This is a genomic window from Thalassorhabdus alkalitolerans (assembly GCF_042656525.1).
In the GTDB taxonomy this organism is placed as follows: domain Bacteria; phylum Bacillota; class Bacilli; order Bacillales; family Marinococcaceae; genus Thalassorhabdus; species Thalassorhabdus alkalitolerans.
In genome coordinates, this window is the sequence record NZ_JBHSOZ010000002.1 from 498,911 (window position 1) to 522,436 (window position 23,526).

Consider the following 23,526-nt stretch of genomic DNA (forward strand, 5'->3'; position numbering starts at 1 on the left):
GGTTATTTCTCCTGTTCAGGGTTTTTTAAATAGTAGCCTACTCCTCTTCTCGTAATAATCCACGTAGGGTAGCTGGGATTATCCTCCACTTTTTCACGGAGCCGGCGTACAGTTACATCCACTGTTCGTACATCACCAAAATAGTCGTAGCCCCAAACAGCTTGAAGTAAATGCTCTCGCGTCATCACTTGTCCAATGTGCTTTGCTAAATAATAGATCAGTTCAAACTCTCGATGTGTAAGTTCTATAGGCTCTCCTCGCTTAGAAACGAGATACGCATCCGGATCAATGAGCAGATCGCCAAATTGAATTTCCTTTTGCTTTTGTTCTGTTTCTTCTGGAGGGGCTTGATGCCGTCGTAAATTAGCTTTAACTCTGGCAATTAATTCCCGGGTACTAAAAGGCTTTGTTACATAATCATCTGCACCAAGCTCTAAGCCCAGTACTTTATCAATCTCTGAATCTTTGGCAGTAAGCATAATAATAGGCATTTCAAAATGCTTGCGGATTTCTCTGCATACTTCCATCCCATCCTGATGGGGAAGCATAATATCCAGAAGCACCAAGTCAGGTTCAAATTCGTGCACTTTTTCTACTGCTTCTTTTCCACCATAAGCCACTTGTACTTCAAAACCTTCTTTATCTAAACTAAATTCTAAAATGTCAGCAATCGGCTGCTCATCGTCGACAACAAGAATTTTCTTGTCCATCCTCATCCGCTCCATTTCTTCATCACTAAAAGATTAATCGCCCAGCATAAAGAAGCGTTGGATCGTTAATTCAGCTTCTATTGTAACATAGCGAGCAGGGGAAGTTATCTTGTTAATGAAATACTTCCTTATCTGCCGTCTTTTCTCTGTTAATCTAGGGTTATTCCCTTTATTTACTGAAAAACTGCCCGGTTTACCAACCGCGCAGTGTTAATTTTCACTTACATTCAATTATTCCTATAAAAAAAACATACTCAAAGAGTATGAAATGGTGGCTCGAGACGGAATCGAACCGCCGACACGTGGATTTTCAGTCCACTGCTCTACCGACTGAGCTATCGAGCCTAAACATGGCGGGCCTGACGGGGATCGAACCCGCGATCTCCTGCGTGACAGGCAGGCATGTTAACCGCTACACCACAGGCCCAGTTTATGAAATGAAATGGTGACCCGTACGGGATTCGAACCCGTGTTACCGCCGTGAAAGGGCGGTGTCTTAACCACTTGACCAACGGGCCTTACAGGAAAAGAAGTGTTCTATGTCACTTTCCATATCATAAAACTTATGTATTATGTAATTAAATGATGAGCCATGGAGGATTCCGACGCAACGCTAGTCCCGTCGCTTCCTTGCTGTGCTTCTCTGTTACGGGAGAACCGTAGGTGAGAATCATGCGACTCATGTGTATAAATGGTGAGCCATGGAGGATTCGAACCTCCGACCCTCTGATTAAAAGTCAGATGCTCTACCAACTGAGCTAATGGCTCCTGTGTGTCTCGCAAGCAGTTATGCTTTGTTTTCGGCGACATGATTAATATTATCACAGGTGTTTTTTTAATGCAAGAAGAAATCTATATTCTTTTTTAAAAAATTTGTTCTTCCTTAAATTCTGTACCTATTTTAACATTCCGCCCTCTCCATGAAAAGGAAAAGTATGAAAAAAACAAAGGAGAAAGAAAGTTCCTTTCTCCTTTGTTCCTGCACTTTGTTATCTTCCCCACACGCCCCGGACAAGATTTGTCTGGTTCCGGTCTGGTCCAACAGAGAAAATGGTTAAAGGAATGTTCGTTAACTGAGAAATCCGCTCAATGTAATGGCGGGCATTTTCAGGAAGGTCTCCGAGTGACTTTACGCCTGTAATATCTTCTTCCCACCCTGGAAGTTCTTCATAGACAGGTTCACATTCAGCTAATACTTTCAAGCTTGCCGGGAACTCCTCCATAATTTCTCCTTTGTACTTATACGCTGTACAAATCTTCAATGTTTTAATTCCTGTTAATACATCAATGGAGTTTAAAGAAAGATCAGTCAGTCCGCTTACTCTTCTTGCATGGCGGACAACCACACTGTCAAACCACCCTACTCTTCTTGGACGTCCAGTGGTAGTTCCGTATTCATTACCAACCTCACGTATCTGGTCGCCTGTTTCATCATGCAATTCAGTTGGAAACGGGCCATCTCCTACACGTGTAGTATACGCTTTAGACACCCCTACCACGTGATCAATCTTTGAGGGACCAACACCTGATCCAATCGTCACTCCACCTGCAATAGGGTTAGAAGAAGTGACAAACGGATAAGTCCCCTGATCGATATCCAGCATAACCCCTTGTGCACCCTCAAACAATACGCGGCGCCCTTCATCAATCGCATCATTTAACACAACAGATGTGTCAGCCACATACTCTGAGATTTGCTGACCGTATTGATAGTATTCCTCAAGTATGTCTTCGATCTTAAAGCCTTCTGCATCATAAATCTTTTCAAGAAGACGATTTTTTTCTTTAAGATTTCTTTCAAGCTTTTCCTCAAACTCTTCTTTATCCAGAAGGTCTGCAATGCGAATCCCGATTCTTGCTGCTTTATCCATGTATGCAGGACCAATCCCTTTGCGGGTTGTTCCAATTTTATTGGTACCTTTGCTTTCTTCTTCTACGGCATCCAATTTAATATGATAAGGCAGGATCACGTGAGCACGATTGCTGATTCTCAAATTGCTGGTGTCTACACCTCTTTCATGAAGATAAGCCAGCTCTTCCACAAGCGCTTTCGGATCGATTACCATTCCGTTTCCAATCACACAAGCTTTATCATCATAAAAAATTCCTGATGGAATTAAATGCAATTTATATTTCTTTCCGCCAAACACAATCGTATGGCCGGCATTATTTCCGCCTTGATATCGAGCCACAACCTCTGCATTTTCCGAAAGGTAATCTGTAATTTTTCCTTTTCCTTCGTCTCCCCACTGTGTACCTACAATAACTACTGACGACAAAGCGTCCACCTCCAAAAAGTATGTACAACCACTCTCTTATAAGCCAAAACACACCTTTTGTTACGAAAAATTCTCCAAAAGGTTCTGTGCAGGCAGATATTCATTTAAGAAGTTTTTTCTCCTAAAAACCCTTTCATATTGTATCAACTTACCATAAGCAAGTCAACAAAACCCGAACATTTTTGTAATTGACAAAGTTATATGTTCGTTATAATTATGTATCTGAGAAGAGAAACACAGACCGCCATGAGAATACGTGATTTTTCTCCTCCTATTTCCGGTACAGAAAAAACCTTAAGAAAAATCCCCTCTGTATCGTAAAGAATCTTCCTTAGTTTCAGCTAAGATTCTTAAAACATACAGAGAAAGATCCTCTTAAGGCTTGTTCTGGCTAAGCTACCGGAGGAGCAAAGCTGTCATCATGGCTTCGATCAAGGTTAACAAATTTATTGTACTCCTTAATAAAAGCAAGCTCTACCGCTCCTACAGGTCCGTTACGCTGTTTTGCAATGATAATTTCTATGATGTTTTGGTTCTCTGCTTCTTTGTCGTAATAATCTTCACGGTAAAGGAAGGAAACAATATCAGCATCCTGCTCAATACTTCCAGATTCCCTCAAGTCAGACATCATTGGTCGTTTATCCTGGCGGGATTCTACTCCCCTGGAAAGCTGAGATAACGCAATGACGGGAACGTCAAGCTCACGGGCAATTGCTTTCAGGTTTCTGGAAATCTCTGAAACTTCCTGCTGCCTGCTTTCCCCGCCTTTGCTGCTTCCCTGGATTAATTGAAGATAATCAATCAGAATCATTCCAAGGCCTTGTTCCTGCTTCAACCGTCGACATTTAGCGCGGATGTCTCCGACACGAATACCCGGAGAGTCATCTATATAAATTCCAGCCCTTGAAAGGCTCCCCATTGCCATAGTTAGTTTTTCCCAATCTTCTTCCTCCAAAGCCCCTGTCCGCATTTTTTGTGCATCAATGTTTCCTTCTGCACAAAGCATACGCTGCACGAGCTGGGATGCTCCCATCTCCAGGCTGAAAATGGCCACGTTTTCCTCCGTTTTGGTCGCAACGTTTTGAGCAATATTCAAAGCAAATGCTGTCTTCCCCATGGAAGGTCTTGCCGCCACAATAATTAAATCACTTCGCTGAAACCCGGCAGTCATTCGGTCCAGCTCCACAAATCCGCTGGAGATTCCCGTAACTTCATCTTCTCCTCGGTTTTGAAGCATTTCAATATTATCATAGGTTTCTATCAAGACATCCTTGATGGATACAAAAGCGCTTGTACTTCTACGCTGAGAAACTTCTAATATAGATTTTTCAGCCTCACTTAGTATATCTTCTACCTCTTCTTCACTTGCATAGCCTTCAGAAGCAATGTTTGTGGCTGCCCGTATAAGCCGGCGCAGTAACGACTTCTCCTCAACAATCTGGCTGTAGTACCCAACATTTGCTGCCGTGGGTACAGAATTAGCCAGATCCGTTAAATAGGATAGGCCGCCTATTTCTTCTAACAGGTGTGCATCCTGCAAGGCAGAGGTTACTGTTACTAAATCAACTGGCTCACCTTTATCAGCTAAATTTATCATTACTTGGTAGATTCGTTGGTGTGAAGCCCGGTAAAAATCATGAGGGGTAAGATGTTCCGTAGCTGTTACAAGGGCCTCGCCTTCTAAGAAAATCGCCCCTAACACAGCTTGTTCAGCTTCTATGTTTTGAGGCGGTGTCCGGTCTGTAAACACTTCATTCATCGTACATCGCCTTCCTAGTATAAATATTTTCTTGGCTCATTTTCCTGCCATGTTCTATTATAAGGCGAGCCTGTAGAAAAAGAAATATGAAAGAAATGACTCTTTCGTCCAATGTCTTCAAGATAGATATAAAAAAAGAAATGGCTGACAATATCAGCCATTTCTTTTTATTCTTCTACGACGTGAATATTTACAGTTGCAGTTACTTTTGGATGAACCTTAACGGGCACTTTTGTCACACCAAGGCTGCGAATAGGTTCATCAAGCTGAATCTTTTTCTTTTCTACTTTTAAATTCATATCCTTTAGCTTTTCAGCAATTTGCTTAGTGGACACCGCTCCAAAGAGACGGCCGCCTTCCCCGGCTTTTGCTTTAACTTCCACTTTGGCTGCTTCCAGCTTTTCCTTGAATTCTTTTGCTTTCTCTAGTTCTTCTTCTGCTTTTTTATTATCACTTTGCTTTTTTGCTTCAAGGTTTTTCATGTTTCCTTTTGTTGCTTCTACAGCCAGGTTGTTGGGAAATAAGTAGTTCCTTGCATATCCTTCAGAAACGTTTTTCACTTCCCCTTTTTTACCTTTCCCTTTGACTTCTTGTTGAAAAATTACCTTCATGTTTGTGTTCCCCCTTCTAAAAATTCATCTATTGCAAGTTCAAGCGCTTCTCTTGCTTCTTCAAGAGTCACTTCTTCAAGCTGTGTTGCGGCATTGGTCAGATGACCGCCTCCGCCCATTGCTTCCATGATCACCTGAACATTGACATCACCTAAGGAGCGGGCACTTATACTGACTCTCTCATCCTCCCGCTTAGAAATGACGAAGGACGCTCGAACATTATTCATAGTTAGAAGTGTATCTGCAGCCTGTGCAATTAAAATCTGACCAAAGGTATCTTCTTCAGATGACTTGGCAATGGCCAGACCCTCCCGGTAAATATATGCCTGTTCAATAAGCTTAGAGCGCTTCACATATTTATCTATATCTTCCTTTAAAAGCTGCTGAACAAGTGTCGTATCCGCCCCGTTTGCTTTCAAGAAAGATGCTGCATCGAAAGTCCTTGACCCAGTCCTGATTGCAAAGCTTTTTGTATCGACAATAATTCCTGCCAGCAGAGAAGTTGCTTCCAAGGTATCCATTTCCAGCTTATTTGGCTGGTATTCAAGAAGCTCCGTGACGAGTTCTGAGGTAGAGGAAGCGTATGGCTCCATATACACAAGAACAGGGTCCTTTATAAACTCTTCCCCTCTTCTATGATGGTCAAGAACCACGACTCTTTCAACTGCTTCGACAATTCTCGGTTCAATGACCATAGATGGCTTGTGGGTATCCACGACAACGACCAGGGTATGGCGAGAAAGCTCATCCATTGCTTCCTCAGGAGTAATAAAATGAGCCCATAAATCCTCATGCTTTCCTACTTCCTCCATGAGTTTTTGGACGTCAGGATTAATATCCGAAGGATCAATTACAATATAGGCATCCTTATCGTTGACTTCTGCGATTTTCAAGACACCAATCGCCGCACCAATCGCATCCATGTCCGGATTTTTATGACCCATAATAATAATTTGATCACTCTCAAGAACAAAATCTCTTAGCGCATGAGAGATAACCCGGGCTCTGACACGAGTACGCTTTTCCATCGCATTGGATTTTCCGCCGTAAAACCGTACCTTCCCGTTTTGTTCTTTGATCGCCACTTGGTCGCCGCCTCGTCCTAAGGCCAGGTCTAAACTGGATTGGGCAAGTGCTCCGATTTCACGAAGAGAAGATTCCCCTGTACCAATTCCAATACTTAACGTAATAGAGACTTTTTCCTTCCCTGTAAGCTCTCTGACCTCATCTAATATATCAAAGCGTGTCTCTTCCACTTCATGAAGCGCCCGCTGATTAAATACCGCGATATACCGATCAGAAGAAGTGCTTCTTAATAAAATTTCATGGCGGTTGGCCCAGCTATTCAAAGAAGACGTCACCTGACTCATTAATTTGCTGCGGATTTGATCTTCCATTCCCTGGGTTACCTCATCATAGTTATCAAGATATATTAACCCAATGACGGTTTGTTCCTCGCTGTATAAACTTCTTGTCCTTACTGTTTCAGTCATATCAAAGAAGTAGAGGAGACGTTCCTCGGGTCGCGAGTACACATGATAATGCCTGGTGCCTATATGGATTTGCTTTTCACTTTCTTTCTTTTTTATTAAGGGAATGAGCTCATCTGAAATCTCATCTAAAGATTCCCCGAGAAATTCATTTGGAAAATAAGACATCATATAAGGATTTAACCACTGAATGGCATAATCCGGATTATATAACACCATACCTATAGGCATTTCTGTGACAGCTTCTTCACCAGCTTTGTTTACTCTGTGGCTCAATGTAGAAATGTATTCTTCCAGATCTTTTTCAAAAGCTTTTCGCGCTTGTACCGTGAAAAACAGCAAAAGACCCAGAAGAAAAAAGCCCAGCAAACCAAGCTCCCACTGGTAAAGGGTAAGCAGCCCTATAAACACTGTGGCTACCGTAAACAGTGCAATAATATGATAGCCGTGCCACCGTTTCATCAAGAACTTAGGCATAAAGTCAACCCCTACTTCTTGTCAGTTTCAATCCTTTTTTTCAAGTTAAATCCTAAATCAATTATACCTAAGATTCGAATGAGATAAAGGATAAAAGGCAGGAAGATTCCCACGATCACTAAAAGAATTGGTAAAGCCTTAGACATTGATTTAGCATGTGTATAAGTAAACATCACAGTTATTCCTTGAATTGTCATGGCCAGCTCAAGAATAGGAAATATGTTAGCAACGACAATATACATGGATGTGCCTTCTTCAAGCCCAACAATTACCAGCACAGCCGCTACCAGATAATACCAAAGGAGCGAGCGAGGGAAATTCACCTCTCGAAAAGGAGGAAAAGGTTCAACTGGTTCTCTCAGCCTTCTTAAAATCACATGTGCAATCAACTGGGTAACAAGAGCGAACGTGATGCCAGTTAGAATCAATATAACCGGTATCAGATACTGGAGCTGATCAAGTGCCTCTCTCCAGACTGCCATTGCTTCTTCGTCCGTTTCCTGCCCCAACCCACCCAGCATATTTTCAGCAGTTTCCATAGACTGCCTCATCATTTCCTGGGAGGTTTGTACTACGTTTATATCAAAAAGGACAATGCTTCCGATGTAAAGAAGCAGCAAACCAAAAATATAAGCAAGACTTCCACCTACTAACACAGCCAGCGCCTCTTTTTTCCTGCGTATCATTTCCCCTACTATGATCCCGCCTGCACCAAAGAAAAAGGTGAAAGGAAAACCAAACAATCCAGAAATGATGAAAGATAATAAGAAAGCTACTCCCCACATTACCAGTCCTGCTCCTACTCCATGTCTAACCACGTACACGATAAAGGGCAGGGGAAGAAACCATAAAACAATCATATTAATAACCGGCACCCAAAGGGCCATCAGCATAAGAACAATAAAAAGTCCTGTAAGTAAAGCCCCTTCTGTCAGAGCCTTTGTTCTCTGCATGGTTTCACCTCATTATGTTCTACAACTATACTTTGTTCATTATCATTACTGTTGAATAGTGTGTGAGATATTGGTAAATTCATTTGTCTATTTTATCCCATTCCAACCAAAAAAGAAAGGGAACAAGTAAAGGGAGAGCCAGTGCCTGGACCCTTTACCACGAAGACAACAGTGCAATATACCGTTTATGTACGGCTACAGGAACAGGAGGTAAATAGGAACGAGGCACTGCTCTCTTACACACTGCTGACAAAAGAACAAAAAAAGCATAACAGACGTAAACCTGTTATGCTTTCCACTAATATTATTGCTCTTTTGCGTATGGTAGCAATGCAACTTGACGAGAGCGTTTGATTGCTTTAGTCAGTTGGCGTTGATACTTCGCGCAAGTTCCAGTTACTCGACGAGGAAGAATTTTCCCTCTTTCAGAGATGAACTTCTTCAAAAGATCAACATCTTTGTAGTCGATTTTTTCGATTTTGTTCACCGTGAAGTAACACACTTTTCTACGCTTACCTCTGCGACGTGCCATGTATTTCGCCTCCTTTAATTTAGGTTTTATTTATATATACTATTCTTTATCTCGTGGTGGGAGGGTTACTAGAACGGTAAATCATCATCAGAAATATCGATGGGCTTTCCATCACTAGCAAACGGATCTTCATCAAGGTTCGAAGAGCCTTGTTTTCCTTGGCTTCCATAACCACCTTGAGCCGCGCCATACGACCCTTGTTGTCCGCCTCGAAAATCGTCACGTGCTCCTCCGGAAGCATTCTTAGGCTCTAAAAATTGCACATTCTCTGCTTGTACTTCTACCACATTTACACGACGACCTTCATTGTTTTCAAAGCTTCTGCTTTGCAAACGACCATCAATGCCGACCATACTTCCTTTTTTTAAGTAGTTGGCGACGTTTTCTGCTTGTTTTCTCCACGTTACACAATTGAAGAAATCAGCATCCCGCTCTCCCTGCTGATTTGTAAACGGTCGATTTACAGCAATGCCAAAATTGGTCACTGCTACGCCGTTTGGTGTATATCTCAATTCAGGGTCACGGGTGAGACGCCCGACCAACACTACACGATTGATCATCGAATCCCCTCCCGGTTCCATTCATTAATCTTCGTCTTTAACTACTAAGTGACGGAGAATCTTGTCATCCATCTTTACAAGACGATCAAATTCATTAATCGCTTCAGTGTTAGAGTTAGCGTATACCACTACATAATAACCATCGCGATAATCATTGATCTCGTAAGCAAGACGGCGTTTTCCCATCTCGTCTACTTTCTCAATCTCTGCTCCATTGTTGGTAAGAACGTTGCTGTAACGGTCAATTGTTTCCTTTGTTCCGTTTTCATCAAGATCTGGAGCAATGATATAAAGAACTTCGTATTTGCGCATAATGCGTCACCTCCTTCTGGTCTTACGGCTCCGTATAGGAGCAAGGAGAAAAAACGGACAAATCGTTTTCACTCGCAATTAGCAATTATAGCAGAGTCTTTCACCTTTGGCAATATCCCTTAGACGTTAAAACGGAAATGAATGACGTCACCGTCTTTAACAATATATTCTTTGCCCTCAAGCCTTACTTTTCCAGCCTCCTTGGCGGCTGCCATGGAGCCTCTTTCTACCAGGTCATCATAAGAAACGACTTCTGCCCTGATAAAGCCCCGCTCAAAGTCTGTATGAATCACTCCGGCTGCCTGAGGAGCCTTTGTGCCTTTACGGATCGTCCATGCTCGTACTTCCTGCTCTCCTGCCGTGAAATAGGTTTCCAGGCCAAGAAGCTGATAAGCTGCTTTAATGAGTTTGTCGAGGCCGGACTCTGAAATCCCAAGTTCCTGAAGAAATTCTTCCTTTTCTTCTCCGTCCAGCTCAGCAATCTCAGATTCTATCTTTGCACAAACAGTAATTACTTCAGAGTTTTCTTTGGCTGCAAATTCCTTCACCTTTTGTAAATGTTCGTTATCCTCTTCGCTTAGAAGATCTTCTTCACTTACATTAGCGACATAAAGAACCGGCTTTTTCGTCAGAAGATGAAAACCGTGAACGAGCTTTTCTTCCTCTTCTGTAAGCTCGAGGCTGCGTGCCGGCATCTCTTGTTCAAACACTTCCTTAAGCTTCAATAGGACACTATACTCAGCCATCGCTTCTTTATCTTTTGACTTGGCCTGTTTTGCCACTTTTGTGAGTCGTTTTTCTACTGACTCAAGGTCCGCTAAAATTAACTCAAGGTTAATGACCTCGATATCACTGATTGGATCTACTCTTCCGGAAACATGAGTGATATCACCATCTTCAAAGCAGCGGACAACGTGTGAAATAGCATCCACTTGGCGGATATGGGATAAGAACTGATTTCCAAGTCCCTCACCTTTACTGGCGCCTTCTACAATGCCTGCAATATCCGTAAATTCAAAAGCTGTCGGAACAGTTTTTTTTGGCTTCACAAGCTCAGTCAGCTTTTGAAGTCGCTCGTCAGGGACCTCTACGATCCCCACATTTGGGTCAATGGTACAAAACGGGTAGTTTGCTGATTCTGCTCCTGCCTGGGTAATAGCATTAAATAAAGTGGACTTCCCTACATTTGGAAGACCTACTATCCCTGTTGTCAATGCCATGAAACGTCACTTCCTTTTTTCTCATAAAAATATGGCCCTCATTTCAATTTACTGAGAGCGTAAAGCCGTTAATATATTTGACAAAAAGGCCTTAACCTTTTGTAAATCCAGTATTTTCACCTTTACAATTATAGAGAGATCAAGGGTAAAAAACAAGGTGGAGTTGCCAGTCATCGCAAAAGGATGATTTTTTCTTTACATGAATAAGGTTATCCAAAAGATGTTTCTACCTGATGATCCCGCCGTCAGCCATTTTTGCTTACGAGGAAGCTGAAGCGCTGTCTGAGACATAGAAAACAATAAATACGTTTGGCGTGAAGATGGAACGCACGTTGCACTTCTGCCTCAGCACCTGCTTTTCCTCATGCGTATCAGGATTATTAAGAAAAGGGAGTATTAATTTTTACACACTAAAGAAATCAAACAAAACGCTTCCGACCCTCTTTTTTGGCATCGGAAGCGTTTTGTTATTCTTTGGCTTTGTTACCATCTTTTTTAGATTTCCTTTTAAAACAGACCTTGCTCTATTAAAGCCCGTTATCACCCAGAGTCCTGAATACTACTCTTGAGTTTCAGCCCGTTCGATTATTTTTTTGATTTTTTTTCTGAACTCTCTTCTTGGCAGCATGACACTATGCCCACACCCCTGGCACTTAATTCGGATATCGGCTCCCATACGGATAATTTTCCACTTGTTTTCTCCGCATGGATGAGGTTTCTTCATTTCCACTACATCGTTTAATTGAAAAGGCTGATCCGCCAACTGATTCACCTCTTTCTACCTTCTTACTACACAGTTTCATATTTGCTTTTCCTATTAGTTTACACCTGATTTACAAAGATAGCGACTTTCATACCTTGTAAAAAAAGCAAATAGCCCTACCCTTGTGCTTTACACCTCTCTGATGCCCTTTGGTGGTTTTTTCCTCCTATTACCCGGGAAATAGATTAGGTAGATAACAAGTACCTTTTGTCAATTCGACTACAGAGTGTTCTTGCCTTGTAAAAAAGGGTAAAGAAGGACAGCTCCCAGCAAATATAAATTGAGTAACCCATATAAAGGATATAGGAACGCTACAAGATTAGAAAATCCAATGCTCGTCATCGGAATCATCAACAAAAGAAACATAATCGACAGCACCCAGGCCGGCCATGGAAGCCAGCTTTTCACACGGCTCACTAACCCGAATATGCCACTCGCTGCTGTAGTAAAGATGGCCATCCAAAGAAGAAAAGCCATAAACAGCAGCATGCCGTACGGGTACGCATTTAATATGGCAAAAAGAGGAATTTCGTAAAGCATAATGTCGCTGGCAACTACAATTAATGATTGATTATAAAGGAAGGAGAGACCGCCAAGTATAAGACCGCTTCCTATGCTCGCTATCCAGATTTCTCCTTCATGCTTTATTTTGTTGCCTACAGCTGAAAGCACAGCAACTAAGGGAAGAATATTTAACGCTGTAAAGGTAAAGGCTGCAGGCCAGTTTCTTTGGCCTGGTTCTTCAAAAAACAAAGCATTCCCGCTTTCCCATTGAAAGACCACTAACGTAAAAAGAAGGCTGGTAATCAAGATGGGAATTATCAACGAATTTACGCTTGTTAACCCATTTACGTCCCATACAAACAATAATACTAGAAAGCTGCTGATAATAAGTACGCCCACCCAGTAAGGAATTTGGAAGGTTTGCATTGTGGCTCCGCCGCCTGCAACCATTACTCCGCTCGTTGTAAACAGGTACATGATAATCAATCCATCGTACAAAACCGTTACTTTCCGGCCCATTAACTTGTGCAGCACACCAACATAATCAGAGGACCCGCTTTGATAACTAATGTGAAGGATAATGAGACAGCTAGCACTAAACATGACTGTAAATAAAAGAATAGCCAGTCCGCTTTCATGGCCGAAAAATTCCCATAATTCTCGTCCTGATGCATATCCTGCGCCGATCATCGTACCAATAATTAAGCACATCCATTTTAGTCCGCCACTTACCATATATCGCTCCCTAAATCAGACTTTTACTTTCTCGCTGAGTATAGAAAAAAGAAAGCGTCCCTATAATGGGACTAGTATGACAAAGGAGAGACAAATATGATTGGTAAAAAAATTCGTTTTGGCCAGCCACCCTATTCCTTTCAAGTCCATATTGATGATGAGCAAGCGGTAGAACAGCTGACTCGAAGCTTAACCTCTCAGTTAAAAGAGGTTCCGGCGCACAGAGACATTGTAATTGTCTGCATCGGCACAGACCGATCTACCGGCGACTCTCTTGGCCCTCTAGCGGGAACATTACTTTCTAAGAAAAGACGCCAGCGGCTTCATGTGTACGGTACACTGGCTGACCCGGTACACGCTCTTAACCTTGAGAGTGTTCTTGAACAAATAGCTGTTACCCACGACTCACCTTTTATTATTGCTGTGGATGCCTGCTTGGGCCGCATGAAAAATGTGGGGAAAATAAATGTTGCGGAAGGTCCTGTTCATCCTGGTTCTGCTATGAAAAAGAAGCTCCCTGCTGTAGGTGACATGCACATTACCGCCATTGTAAATGTCAGCGGAATGATGGAATATTTTGTTCTGCAAAATACAAGGCTCCACACGGTAATGTCCATGGCCGAACATATTGCCGAAAGTTTGCGTAAAACGGACCTGCGTCTGCGTGATCGTACTGTTGAACCAGCTCCTGCTCCCACAAAAACTACAAAGAGCTTCTTTCCTTCCCCGTCCCTGGAAGTACAGCCTATTAGAAAATCATAAAAAAGATAAGAGGCAGGAGCCAAAGATTCAAAGAAAACCCGAACCACTGTAATAAATGGTTCGGGTTTTCACTCTTTAGCCATTCACGAAGGCCCCGCGCGCCAGCAAACACCCTTTGCTTTTAAAACACAAGAGCGATACTGTTCAGGCTCCTTTCCTCCCATTCACGATGCTTTTCCATTGTCCTCAGCATATCCTCTGCCTCCTGGGATGGTGGTGAGCAGGATTTCTGTCTTTCCCTTTTTACAGAGCCACTTTCTAAAAGAGAAGATCAACATAATACACAATGGAGACTAACCCGCCCGTTACAAGAATGGCAGGAAGAAGGTTGGCAATCCTCATATCAAGGATTCCCGCAAGTTTTAAGCCAATGGCAAGAATCATAACTCCACCTGTGGCAGTCATTTCTACAATAAACATGTCCAACAGCTCACTGGGCAGCAGACGATCAATTTGTCCGGCAAGCAGAGCAATACTTCCTTGATAAAGGACAACCGGAACAAAGGAAAAAATAACTCCAATGCCTAAAGTGGTGGTAAATAACAAAGCTGAAAAACCGTCTAAGAGAGCTTTTGTATACAATACGCTGTGGTCGTTTCTTAAGCCGCTGTCGAGTGCTCCTAATACAGCCATGGCTCCTACTACATAGATAAGGGTCGTGGTAACAAAGGCCTTTGCGATTTGTCCTTCTCCGTCTTTTGCACCGGTCTTTCGCTCCAGCCATTGTCCCAAGTGATTAAGGTGATCCTCTATCTGTAGTCTTTCTCCAATCCAGCCTCCGATCACCAGGCTTCCAATTACAATTAAAAACTGTTCGCTTTGCATCCCCATTTGAATTCCCAATACCATCACTGCCAAGGCGATGGCCTGCATGATCGTTGTTTTCACTCGTTCAGGAATCCGTTTAAAACACAGTCCCAGCAAAGAGCCAATAATAATAGCTAATCCATTTACAATAGTACCTAGTAGAATCATTGCTTTAACTCCTAATAAAGATGCACAATCTGGTTACAGTAAAAATCCATCTCTTATTTCTTCTAATGCAGCAAGTAATTCCTCTGCTTCTTTTTTTGTATTATAAGGACCAAAGCTGACGCGAATTAAGCCGCAGTCTGCAGTTTCCAGCTGCTGATGAAGGAGAGGACTGCAGTGAACACCGCCACGTACAGCAATGTTGTAATGAGAATCGAGCACAGCTGCAATTTCCTGAGAATCAACTCCATCAAGGAGAAAAGAAAGCACCCCAAGCCGCTCCCTCCCTTGCCCCGGTCCAAATGCTTTGTATTCAGGCATTTTTTTCAGCTCCTGTAATACAAACTCTGCCAAGGATTTCTCATGCTCATATATTGCTTTTTCTCCCAGCCTCTCAACTTCCTTTAACCCTTCATGCCACCCGGCAATACCCGGTGTATTTAAAGTGCCTCCCTCATAAGTAAAAGGCAGCTTGTCAGGCATGTCCTCCTCTGATGAAAACGATCCTGTTCCTCCGTGAATCAGCGGATCAATTTGTACTTTTTTACTGAGCAACAGGGCTCCTACCCCCTGCGGGCCAAGGAGTCCTTTGTGAGCAGGGATCGCTGCTAAATCAATGGAAAGCTTCTTCATTGAAAGAGGAATAACTCCGGCTGTTTGAGAAGCATCCACTATCCATGTTAGGTTTTTTTCTTTGACCAGCGTATCTATGTTACTCAAATCCACTATTGTTCCAGTCACATTTGACCCATGGGTCGTTACAATAGCTTTGGTGTTCTCCGTTATGCTGTCCTCCAGGGCAGAAACAGACATCTTTCCGTTTAAATCAGCTTCAATGTAAGTAATCTTTACTCCATACTCTCTTTTTAAAAACTCAAGGGGCCTTCGAACAGCATTGTGTTCAAAAGCCGTACTGATCACATGATCTCCATGCCCCCAGCTCAGCCCTTTTATGGCCATATTTAAAGACATGGTAGCCCCCTGGGTGAAAATAACATATTCAGCCGATGGTGCCTCAAACATACGTGCCAACAGCTTCCTCGTGTCTGAAATTTTTTCTGCAGCTTTCCGAGACAACTCGTGACCACTTCTGCCTGGATTGGCTCCGTAATCCATTACAGCTGAAGCCATTTCTTTCGCTACCATCTCAGGTTTTGGGTAGGAAGAAGCGGCATGGTCTAAATAAATCATAGATATTTCCTCCTCATTCTTTGGCGATACCGGAGATGGTTCTCCTGTAAACAGTTTTCTACAAAGAAGAAGCCATCATGCTGATGGCTTCGAGACCGTAAAGGCTTTTTATTAAGCTTCCTCACTCTCCATTAATTGAAGGATCCTTTCAAGGTCATCTTCAGAGAAAAATTCAATTTCAATTTTCCCCCTTTTTTTACCTTTTTTAATCGAAACCGAGGTGCCAAAATAAGTACGAAGTTCCTCTTCCTTTGCTTTTATAAAGACCGAGGGCTTACCTTCATTCTTTTTCTTCGTTCCACGTGAAACATCTTCATTGATTCGCTGTACAAGCTCCTCTGTCTGCCGGACGCTTAACTTGTCCTTTAATACTTTTTCCGCTGCCTTTGTTATCTCTTTTTCTTCCTTGAGACCAAGCAGAGTCCGTCCATGTCCCATAGATAGTTCTTTCTCTCCTATCATTTGCTGAACCTTAGCCGGGAGCTGGAGAAGACGAAGGTGATTTGCAATATGAGGCCTGCTTTTGCCCAGACGCTTCGAAAGCTGCTCTTGAGTCACCTCAAGGTAATTCATTAGCTTTTCATAAGCGTATGCCTCTTCAAGAGGGTTTAAATTTTCCCGCTGTAAATTTTCAATAAGAGCGATTTCCATCATTTTTTCATCTGACAGGTCCTTGACGATAGCAGGCACTGTATCCAGATTGGCTGCTTGTGCCGCCCGAAAACGTCTTTCACCTACGACAATTTCGTACCCTTTAATGCTCTTTCTGACAATCAAAGGCTGAAGGATCCCGTTTCTTTCAATTGAAATTCTTAGCTCTTCAATTGCCTCCTTAGAAAAAACTTTCCTAGGCTGATAAGGATTTGGGCGCAAATCCTTTACTCTTACTTCTTGAACTCCATCTTCCTGACTAGTGAGTTCTTCTGGAAAAAATGCACTCAATCCTTTTCCAAGCCCTTTACCCAACGGAAACCACTTCCTTTGCTAATTCTAAATACACTTCCGCCCCTCTGGATTTCGCATCATAGATGATAATGGGCTTTCCATGGCTGGGTGCTTCCCCCAGCCTGACGTTACGAGGAACAATGGCTTGGAATACTTTTTCCCTGAAATACTTCTTTACTTCTTCGATGACTTGCAGGCCCAGGTTTGTCCTGGCATCAAGCATAGTAAGTAAAACCCCTTGAATCATTAAATCTGTATTTAAATGTTTTTGAACTAGCCTGATCGTGTTTAATAGCTGGCTTAAGCCTTCTAACGCATAATACTCACATTGCACGGGGATCAGAACTGAATCCGAGGCTGTTAAGGCATTTAAGGTTAACAACCCTAAAGATGGGGGACAGTCTATAATCATGTAATCATACTCACTCTGCACGTCAGAAAGAGCCTTTTTTAAGCGGATTTCTCTTGAGATTGTCGGTACAAGCTCAATCTCTGCTCCTGATAATTGAATCGTTGCAGGAACGACGTCAAGGTTTTCAACTGAAGAAGGACGAATCACATCTCTAATATCCATGTCTTCCACCAGTAGATTATATACACACTCGTCTACATCGCCTTTACCTATGCCAGCCCCGCTTGTTGCATTTCCTTGTGGATCTATATCTATGAGAAGAACTTTTTTTCCTATGTAAGCTAGACAGGCACTTAAGTTCACAGCAGTCGTGGTTTTCCCCACTCCGCCTTTCTGGTTAGCAACCGAAATCACCTTTGCCACAGGCTCACCAACTTTCTCTCCCCTGACTTCTTTCTATCAAAAGCAACATTGAAAAATACTGGTTTTATTTTATCATGTTTCCCGGGAAATTTTGTTTTCATTTTCGTGTCATTCTCTCTGAGAACAGTCTTCAAAGCTTTCCAGAAAAAAATCTACCATGTCTCCATGATAGATTATTTTTTAGGAATACGAATGGTGAATTGGTAGAAGTCTTCATTTTCCTCTTCATCTGTATCTATGTGCAAGCCGCTTTTTTCTACCATGTCGACAGATTGACGGATCGTATTCATAGCCAATCTCATATCTTTAGGGTAATGCTTTCGTTTGGCCTTTTTCTTTGGTACTTCCTCCAGCATCTTTTTGATACGTTCTTCCGTCTGCTTTACATTCAGCTCTTTTTCTAAGATTTCTGAAAGAAGCTTTGATTGTTTTTCTTCATCTTTTAAAGCAAGGAGGGCTCTTGCATGCCGTTCAGTAATGAGCCTGTTCATTAATGCATCTTGAACAGACTCAGGAAGGTGAAGCAGACGAAGCTTATTCGCAACAGTTGATTGGCCTTTTCCTAAACGCTGGGCAAGACTTTCCTGAGTTAAATTATGGATTTGTAAGAGCTTATCATAAGCCAAGGCTTCCTCAATCGCTGTCAGGCCTTCTCTTTGAAGATTCTCAATTAACGCTAACGAGGCCGTTTGAGCATCATTATAATCCTTAATTAAAGCCGGGATTTCATCCCAGCCTAAGCTTTTAACAGCCCGGAGACGGCGTTCACCTGCAATGAGTTCAAAGCGGCCATTTCTCACCCTTACAACGATCGGCTGTAAGACTCCGTGAGTCCGGATGGTCTGAGCCAATTCTTTTATTTTTTCATCCTGGAATACAGTCCGGGGTTGATAAGGGTTAGGTATAATGTCCTCTACTGGAAGATTTTTCACTTCTTCCTGCTGGATCTCTTCCAAGCTTTCTATTTCATTTTCTTCTTTGCCTTCATGCTGATCGCCGAGGCCAAACAACCGTTGAAGCGATTGCTTCATTGCCTGACACCACCTTATTGGAGCTACAATCTATTTACTTTCTTCGAAAAAAGAGAGAATCCTTCCTTGCTGAAACATATTTTTAAAAGAATGCTGACACTTTATTCAGAATGATAGTTTTGCGTATGGAGAAAACGGGAATAATATGCGTCAATTGTATCATGAACAGGGACTTTGTCCAGAGGAACAAATTATACTATCGGCTGCTTTGCAGGTGTTCCAGGCTTTCTAGGATAGGCTTTAGGCGTTTCCTTAACTTTTTCGACTTTTAAAATAGAACGCTCACTTTCTTCTCCTGGAAGCTTTAATGAGTAAGCCTCGCCCCATTTCCCTCCCAGCTGGGAAATTGCTTTTCCTGCCTCTTCTTTTTCTTCCAGCCCGCTTGCACCCTTCATCGCAAGAAAAGAGCCATTTTTTTGCACAAATGGCAGGCATAATTCTGTAAGGACCGGCATTCGGGCTACTGCTCTTGCCAAAGCCACATCAAACTGCTCCCGAAGTTCTTTTTTTCTAGCAAGCTCCTCCGCTCTGCCATGCATGAATTGGACCTTATCTATGCCAATATGTTCTGCAACGTGCTCTAAAAACGTAATTCTCTTTTTTAAAGAATCTACGATCACCACTTCAAGATGGGGATAAGCAATTTTTAACGGAAGGCTCGGAAAACCAGCACCAGCACCAATATCTATCACTTTCTTCACTTTCGTGAAATCATGAAAAAAAGCGACCGTTAATGAGTCATAAAAATGCTTTTCATACACTTCATCTTCTTCGGTAATACCTGTTAAATTCATTTTTTTGTTCCATTCCACAAGGAGATGAAAGTACTCATCAAACTGCTTGAGCTGATGTTTTGATAAAGAGAGGCCTTCTTTTTCAAGCCAAGTTGTAAAAAATTGTCTGCTCATGTGTCTGCTCCACCTTTTCTGTAGGTAATTATGTAAATGACAGGCCCCCGTCTATTACAGAGGGAGCCTGTTTACCTTCATTAAGCTTCTTTTACTCTTGCCAGCTTTCCTTGCTCTAAATACACTAACAAAATCGAAATGTCAGAAGGATTCACCCCAGCTACTCTGGAAGCCTGCCCAACAGATAAGGGCCTTACTTCACTCAGCTTTTGTCTGGCTTCCGTGGCAAGCCCTGAAATCGCTGAGTAATCGAGGTTTTCTGGTATCTTTTTCTCTTCCATTTTCTTCATCTTTTCTATTTGTTCAAGCTGTTTTGCAATATAGCCTTCATATTTTATTTGGATTTCCACCTGCTCGGCAACATCCGGTGTCACCGCAGCTTCGGCAGGAGAAAATTGAGCAACATCCTGGTACCCAAGCTCTGGACGCTTGAGTAAATGAGAAGCAGAAACGGCTTCTTTCATAGGCGTTCCTTCTTTTTCTTCAAGCATGCGCTGGACGTCTTCCGTCGGCTTAATAACCACTTTTTCTAACCGAGCCTTTTCAGCAGCAATTTGTTCCTTTTTCCGTGTAAACCTTTCAAAGCGTTCTTCCGAAATCAGGCCAATATCGTGACCGGTTTCCGTAAGGCGCAGATCCGCATTGTCATGGCGCAGAATAAGTCGGTATTCGGCTCTTGAAGTTAATAAACGGTACGGTTCATTTGTTCCTTTTGTCACAAGATCATCAATTAATACCCCGATATAAGCATCGGAACGATCAAGGATGAGTCCGTCTTTTCCTTGGGCTTTTCTCGCAGCGTTAATGCCTGCCATCAACCCTTGTCCTGCAGCTTCCTCATAGCCTGAGGTTCCATTGATCTGTCCTGCCGTAAACAGGCCTTCAATACGCTTTGTCTCCAGTGTCGGCCAAAGCTGTGTGGGAACAATGGCATCATATTCAATGGCGTAGCCAGGTCTCATCATCCGGACGTTTTCAAGTCCTGGAATGGTTTTCAGCATCTTAAACTGAACGTCTTCCGGAAGGCTTGTAGATAGTCCTTGTACATACACTTCTGTCGTATTACGGCCTTCTGGCTCTAAAAAGATCTGGTGTCTCGGTTTATCGTTAAAGCGGACAATCTTGTCTTCAATGGATGGACAATACCTTGGTCCTGTACCTTCAATCATTCCTGAGTACATAGGAGAACGACCCAGGTTGTCATTAATCAATTGATGAGTTTCTTCACCTGTATACGTGAGCCAGCATGGAAGCTGATCGGTAATATACTTTGTTGTTTCATAGGAAAAAGCCCGTGGCTCTTCATCGCCTGGCTGAATCTCGGTCTTATCATAGTCTATGGTATTTCCATTGACTCTCGGTGGAGTCCCGGTTTTAAAACGAACCATGTCAAAGCCTAAATCCTTTAAGTTATGAGAAAGGTTAACCGATGGCTGCATGTTATTCGGGCCGCTCTCATAAGAGAGTTCCCCAAGAATGATCTTCCCCCGTAAATACGTGCCTGTAGTCACAACGACTGATGTACCGTAGTAAGCAGCACCCGTATTAGTGATTACCCCTTTACAAACACCGTCTTCTACAATTAATTCTTCCACCATGCCTTGACGAAGGATTAAATTCTCTTCTTCCTCCATCGTTTTTTTCATTTCATGCTGGTACAAAAATTTGTCAGCTTGAGCTCGAAGTGCACGCACCGCTGGACCTTTTCTTGTATTAAGCATCCTCATTTGAATATGGGTTTTGTCAATGTTTCGTGCCATTTCCCCGCCCAAGGCATCAATTTCCCTGACTACAATTCCTTTAGCCGGACCACCTACAGAAGGGTTACATGGCATAAACGCAACAGAATCCAAGTTTAAAGTGAGTACGAGAGTGTTCGCTCCCATACGGGCAGCAGCAAGCCCGGCTTCAACGCCGGCATGCCCCGCTCCGATGACGATGACGTCATAATTACCGCCTTGGTATTGCATGCTGCATCCTCCTTTTTCTTTTATATTTATTTCATTCATTCTTTATTTTCCTAAACAGAATTGAGAAAACAGCTGATCGATCAAGCTTTCATGAACGTTATCGCCAATAACTTCACCGAGAAGCTCCCAAGCCCGGGTAATATCAATTTGAACCATATCCACCGGAAGCATCATATCTGCTCCTTCCAGTGCTTCTTCAATAGCTCCTTTAGCCTGCTTTAACAGGGCAATATGGCGAGCGTTAGACACGTAGCTTAAATCGGCCCCTTCCACACCTTCATCAAAAAAGAGATGGGCAATCGCTTGTTCAAGCTCGTCAATGCCTTCTTCTCTCAATAAGGAAGTACCGATCACAGGCCGCTCTCCAGCTAAGCTGCTTACCCTGTCTGTATCTATTGTGATCTCCAGATCTGTCTTATTTAAAACTACTACGGCATTCATATCCTGTATCGCTTCAAAGAGAGCCTCATCTTCTTTAGATAATTCTTCAGCGGCATTTAACACAAAGAGGATGAGTTCAGCGTCAGCTAACGCCTTTCTTGAGCGTTCTACACCGATTTTCTCCACGATGTCCTCTGTTTCTCTGATTCCAGCTGTATCTATTAAACGAAGGGGAACTCCGCGAACATTCACATACTCTTCAAGCACGTCTCTTGTCGTGCCGGGAATGTCTGTCACAATCGCTTTGTTTTCATGGACAAGGCTGTTCATAAGAGATGATTTTCCTACATTAGGGCGCCCTATGATGGCAGTTGCCAATCCCTCTCTTAGAATTTTCCCTTGTTTTGCCGTCATCAGAAGCTGCTCGATTTCCTGGCGGACCTCTTCCCCTTTTTCTTTCAATAACTCAAGAGTCACGGTTTCTGCATCATATTCAGGATAATCAATATTTACTTCGACATGAGCGACTGTTTCCAGCAGCTTTTGTCTTAAGCGGCGCACCTGAGAAGACAATCGACCTTCAACTTGTTTTAAAGCCACATTCATTGCCCGGTCAGTTTTCGCGCGAATTAAATCAATAACCCCTTCTGCCTGGGAAAGGTCAATTCGGCCATTCAGAAAGGCTCTTTTGGTGAACTCACCAGGCTCAGCAAGCCTTGCTCCCTGGCTGAGAACCAGGTCAAGAACCCGGTTAACCGAGACAATTCCCCCGTGGCAGTTAATCTCTATGATATCTTCTTTTGTAAACGTACGAGGAGCCCTCAGTACAGAGACCATCACTTCTTCTATTATTTCACTTGTAGACGGCTCTATCAAATGTCCGTAATGAATTGTATGAGTCTCAGCCTTTGCCAGAGGTGTTTTTCCTTTAAAAATATTGTCGGCAATCGTGACTGCCGCATCTCCACTGATCCGCACAATCGCTATTGCCCCTTCCCCCGAAGGAGTGGAAATGGCGGTAATCGTATCAAATTCCAAGAAACACACCTCCCTGTTTTTCTTCTATATAAATTAAAGTAATTATCTATGGTATAGCCAAAAAGGTCTTAATAAATGATAAGAAGTTTTTCCTTTCAGAAAAGGTTGTGGATATATTCCTTTCCTGACAAAATAGAATATCACAAAAAACGAGGGATATAAAGAATATTTATCCACAAGTGGATAACTGTTTTTCATGAATATGACTCCTCTCCAGCATCTGCCTCCGTTTCCTTCCGTATTTGCTCTTAGTCATTCTGATTGTCTAAAAAGGAGGAGCTGGAGAGATCCTGCTCTTCGCATTGCTATTGTGCAGTCACACACGAGCCTTTTCTAACGCTCAAGTTGTATCTTCTGCTACATGTAGACTACATATAGACTCTACGTAGACCACACATCGATCCTCCTTTAGCGAGCAGGAAACACGGCGGGGGTGTGCAGCTGGAAAATTGTATTACCATCTGAATGACGTTGACTGCCTTCCTTTCTTTAGTAATTACCTATAATGAAGAAAGCGAGCTTATTTGGTAAAAATTTCTGCATCAATAATATATCCAAAGATGCGATAAGCAGCTCGTAACCATAAAAAAAGAGACGCCTGAGTGGCGTCTCCTTTCGTTTGTGAGCAACGGCGTCTCCGGCCGTTGT

21 protein-coding genes and 4 tRNA genes are annotated in these 23,526 nt (G+C 42.7%); 1 reads left to right on the forward strand and 24 read right to left on the reverse strand.

The genetic code is table 11. The features are described 5' to 3' along the window. Positions 1 to 2 precede the first annotated feature (2 nt). The 16 genes from yycF to ACFPU1_RS02400 form a co-directional block, all read right to left on the reverse strand. Positions 3 to 710 carry a response regulator YycF gene (gene yycF, locus ACFPU1_RS02325; RefSeq protein WP_385938112.1) on the reverse strand — a complete coding sequence of 236 codons (708 nt, stop codon included), beginning with the start codon at positions 708 to 710 and terminating at the stop codon, positions 3 to 5. A gap of 269 nt (positions 711 to 979) precedes the next feature. Next, positions 980 to 1,055, reverse strand: a tRNA-Phe gene (locus tag ACFPU1_RS02330). Between the two features lie 6 nt (positions 1,056 to 1,061). Then, positions 1,062 to 1,137 (reverse strand) — tRNA-Asp (locus ACFPU1_RS02335). A 16-nt stretch (positions 1,138 to 1,153) separates the two neighbouring features. Beyond that, positions 1,154 to 1,228, reverse strand: a tRNA-Glu gene (locus tag ACFPU1_RS02340). A 174-nt stretch (positions 1,229 to 1,402) separates the two neighbouring features. Further along, positions 1,403 to 1,478: transfer RNA gene (locus ACFPU1_RS02345), tRNA-Lys, on the reverse strand. A gap of 221 nt (positions 1,479 to 1,699) precedes the next feature. Then, the gene (locus tag ACFPU1_RS02350; RefSeq protein WP_100400482.1) at positions 1,700 to 2,989 is read right to left on the reverse strand and encodes an adenylosuccinate synthase; all 1,290 of its coding nucleotides are present in this window, start codon (positions 2,987 to 2,989) and stop codon (positions 1,700 to 1,702) included. A gap of 391 nt (positions 2,990 to 3,380) precedes the next feature. Continuing rightward, positions 3,381 to 4,748, reverse strand: coding sequence for a replicative DNA helicase (gene dnaB / locus ACFPU1_RS02355; RefSeq protein WP_385938115.1), 1,368 nt, complete (start codon positions 4,746 to 4,748; stop codon positions 3,381 to 3,383). Positions 4,749 to 4,915: 167 nt separating this feature from the next. Next, the gene (rplI, locus tag ACFPU1_RS02360) at positions 4,916 to 5,359 is read right to left on the reverse strand and encodes a 50S ribosomal protein L9 (protein ID WP_054636260.1); all 444 of its coding nucleotides are present in this window, start codon (positions 5,357 to 5,359) and stop codon (positions 4,916 to 4,918) included. Continuing rightward, positions 5,356 to 7,326, reverse strand: coding sequence for a DHH family phosphoesterase (locus ACFPU1_RS02365; protein ID WP_385938119.1), 1,971 nt, complete (start codon positions 7,324 to 7,326; stop codon positions 5,356 to 5,358). Before ACFPU1_RS02365 ends, rplI begins: the two co-directional genes overlap by 4 nt. A gap of 11 nt (positions 7,327 to 7,337) precedes the next feature. Continuing rightward, positions 7,338 to 8,279 (reverse strand): YybS family protein, encoded by a 942-nt coding sequence (locus ACFPU1_RS02370; RefSeq protein ID WP_054636259.1) that lies wholly within the window; start codon positions 8,277 to 8,279, stop codon positions 7,338 to 7,340. Positions 8,280 to 8,583: 304 nt separating this feature from the next. After that, on the reverse strand, positions 8,584 to 8,811 hold the full coding sequence (gene rpsR / locus ACFPU1_RS02375; RefSeq protein ID WP_054636258.1) for a 30S ribosomal protein S18: 228 nt from the start codon (positions 8,809 to 8,811) through the stop codon (positions 8,584 to 8,586). A 68-nt stretch (positions 8,812 to 8,879) separates the two neighbouring features. Further along, positions 8,880 to 9,371 carry a single-stranded DNA-binding protein gene (gene ssb / locus ACFPU1_RS02380; protein WP_054636257.1) on the reverse strand — a complete coding sequence of 164 codons (492 nt, stop codon included), beginning with the start codon at positions 9,369 to 9,371 and terminating at the stop codon, positions 8,880 to 8,882. A 24-nt stretch (positions 9,372 to 9,395) separates the two neighbouring features. After that, positions 9,396 to 9,683 carry a 30S ribosomal protein S6 gene (gene rpsF, locus ACFPU1_RS02385; protein WP_054636256.1) on the reverse strand — a complete coding sequence of 96 codons (288 nt, stop codon included), beginning with the start codon at positions 9,681 to 9,683 and terminating at the stop codon, positions 9,396 to 9,398. A gap of 119 nt (positions 9,684 to 9,802) precedes the next feature. Next, positions 9,803 to 10,903, reverse strand: a complete 1,101-nt coding sequence (gene ychF, locus ACFPU1_RS02390) for a redox-regulated ATPase YchF (RefSeq protein WP_054636255.1) — start codon at positions 10,901 to 10,903, stop codon at positions 9,803 to 9,805. A gap of 559 nt (positions 10,904 to 11,462) precedes the next feature. Continuing rightward, positions 11,463 to 11,666, reverse strand: a complete 204-nt coding sequence (locus ACFPU1_RS02395) for a DUF951 domain-containing protein (protein WP_054636254.1) — start codon at positions 11,664 to 11,666, stop codon at positions 11,463 to 11,465. A gap of 219 nt (positions 11,667 to 11,885) precedes the next feature. Further along, the gene (locus ACFPU1_RS02400; RefSeq protein WP_385938126.1) at positions 11,886 to 12,905 is read right to left on the reverse strand and encodes a YkvI family membrane protein; all 1,020 of its coding nucleotides are present in this window, start codon (positions 12,903 to 12,905) and stop codon (positions 11,886 to 11,888) included. A gap of 96 nt (positions 12,906 to 13,001) precedes the next feature. Here ACFPU1_RS02400 and yyaC point away from each other — a divergent pair, with 96 nt between their 5' ends. Then, the gene (yyaC, locus tag ACFPU1_RS02405) at positions 13,002 to 13,667 is read left to right on the forward strand and encodes a spore protease YyaC (protein ID WP_100400489.1); all 666 of its coding nucleotides are present in this window, start codon (positions 13,002 to 13,004) and stop codon (positions 13,665 to 13,667) included. A gap of 258 nt (positions 13,668 to 13,925) precedes the next feature. Here the strand turns inward: yyaC and ACFPU1_RS02410 are convergent, their stop codons facing one another. From ACFPU1_RS02410 to mnmE, 8 genes are all read right to left on the reverse strand, one after another. Then, positions 13,926 to 14,642, reverse strand: coding sequence for a DUF554 domain-containing protein (locus ACFPU1_RS02410; protein WP_385938129.1), 717 nt, complete (start codon positions 14,640 to 14,642; stop codon positions 13,926 to 13,928). 33 nt (positions 14,643 to 14,675) lie between these two features. Then, entirely contained in the window at positions 14,676 to 15,830 is a 1,155-nt protein-coding gene (locus ACFPU1_RS02415) for an aminotransferase class V-fold PLP-dependent enzyme (RefSeq protein ID WP_385938132.1), read from the reverse strand. 111 nt (positions 15,831 to 15,941) lie between these two features. Beyond that, positions 15,942 to 16,796, reverse strand: coding sequence for a ParB/RepB/Spo0J family partition protein (locus tag ACFPU1_RS02420; protein WP_054636250.1), 855 nt, complete (start codon positions 16,794 to 16,796; stop codon positions 15,942 to 15,944). Next, on the reverse strand, positions 16,789 to 17,550 hold the full coding sequence (locus ACFPU1_RS02425; RefSeq protein WP_100400494.1) for a ParA family protein: 762 nt from the start codon (positions 17,548 to 17,550) through the stop codon (positions 16,789 to 16,791). The genes ACFPU1_RS02420 and ACFPU1_RS02425 overlap by 8 nt, the downstream gene beginning before the upstream one ends. Positions 17,551 to 17,723: 173 nt before the next feature. After that, positions 17,724 to 18,581, reverse strand: coding sequence for a nucleoid occlusion protein (noc, locus tag ACFPU1_RS02430; protein ID WP_054636249.1), 858 nt, complete (start codon positions 18,579 to 18,581; stop codon positions 17,724 to 17,726). 191 nt (positions 18,582 to 18,772) lie between these two features. Then, complete coding sequence (rsmG, locus tag ACFPU1_RS02435; protein ID WP_054636248.1) at positions 18,773 to 19,489, reverse strand: 16S rRNA (guanine(527)-N(7))-methyltransferase RsmG; 717 nt, start codon at positions 19,487 to 19,489, stop codon at positions 18,773 to 18,775. Between the two features lie 80 nt (positions 19,490 to 19,569). Continuing rightward, positions 19,570 to 21,459, reverse strand: coding sequence for a tRNA uridine-5-carboxymethylaminomethyl(34) synthesis enzyme MnmG (gene mnmG / locus ACFPU1_RS02440; RefSeq protein ID WP_385938138.1), 1,890 nt, complete (start codon positions 21,457 to 21,459; stop codon positions 19,570 to 19,572). A 42-nt stretch (positions 21,460 to 21,501) separates the two neighbouring features. Further along, positions 21,502 to 22,878: a tRNA uridine-5-carboxymethylaminomethyl(34) synthesis GTPase MnmE gene (gene mnmE / locus ACFPU1_RS02445; protein ID WP_385938141.1), complete on the reverse strand. Its 1,377-nt coding sequence runs from the start codon at positions 22,876 to 22,878 to the stop codon at positions 21,502 to 21,504. Positions 22,879 to 23,526: the final 648 nt, after the last annotated feature.

Bases quoted from the DNA above. Each gene is read 5' to 3' on its own strand.
- yycF (WP_385938112.1), bottom strand. From the start codon at position 710: ATGGACAAGAAAATTCTTGTTGTCGACGATGAGCAGCCGATTGCTGAC.
- dnaB (WP_385938115.1), bottom strand. From the start codon at position 4,748: ATGAATGAAGTGTTTACAGACCGGACACCGCCTCAAAACATAGAAGCT.
- rplI (WP_054636260.1), bottom strand. From the start codon at position 5,359: ATGAAGGTAATTTTTCAACAAGAAGTCAAAGGGAAAGGTAAAAAAGGG.
- ACFPU1_RS02365 (WP_385938119.1), bottom strand. From the start codon at position 7,326: ATGCCTAAGTTCTTGATGAAACGGTGGCACGGCTATCATATTATTGCA.
- ACFPU1_RS02370 (WP_054636259.1), bottom strand. From the start codon at position 8,279: ATGCAGAGAACAAAGGCTCTGACAGAAGGGGCTTTACTTACAGGACTT.
- rpsR (WP_054636258.1), bottom strand. From the start codon at position 8,811: ATGGCACGTCGCAGAGGTAAGCGTAGAAAAGTGTGTTACTTCACGGTG.
- ssb (WP_054636257.1), bottom strand. From the start codon at position 9,371: ATGATCAATCGTGTAGTGTTGGTCGGGCGTCTCACCCGTGACCCTGAA.
- rpsF (WP_054636256.1), bottom strand. From the start codon at position 9,683: ATGCGCAAATACGAAGTTCTTTATATCATTGCTCCAGATCTTGATGAA.
- ychF (WP_054636255.1), bottom strand. From the start codon at position 10,903: ATGGCATTGACAACAGGGATAGTAGGTCTTCCAAATGTAGGGAAGTCC.
- ACFPU1_RS02400 (WP_385938126.1), bottom strand. From the start codon at position 12,905: ATGGTAAGTGGCGGACTAAAATGGATGTGCTTAATTATTGGTACGATG.
- yyaC (WP_100400489.1), top strand. From the start codon at position 13,002: ATGATTGGTAAAAAAATTCGTTTTGGCCAGCCACCCTATTCCTTTCAA.
- ACFPU1_RS02410 (WP_385938129.1), bottom strand. From the start codon at position 14,642: ATGATTCTACTAGGTACTATTGTAAATGGATTAGCTATTATTATTGGC.
- ACFPU1_RS02415 (WP_385938132.1), bottom strand. From the start codon at position 15,830: ATGATTTATTTAGACCATGCCGCTTCTTCCTACCCAAAACCTGAGATG.
- noc (WP_054636249.1), bottom strand. From the start codon at position 18,581: ATGAAGCAATCGCTTCAACGGTTGTTTGGCCTCGGCGATCAGCATGAA.
- rsmG (WP_054636248.1), bottom strand. From the start codon at position 19,489: ATGAGCAGACAATTTTTTACAACTTGGCTTGAAAAAGAAGGCCTCTCT.
- mnmG (WP_385938138.1), bottom strand. From the start codon at position 21,459: ATGCAATACCAAGGCGGTAATTATGACGTCATCGTCATCGGAGCGGGG.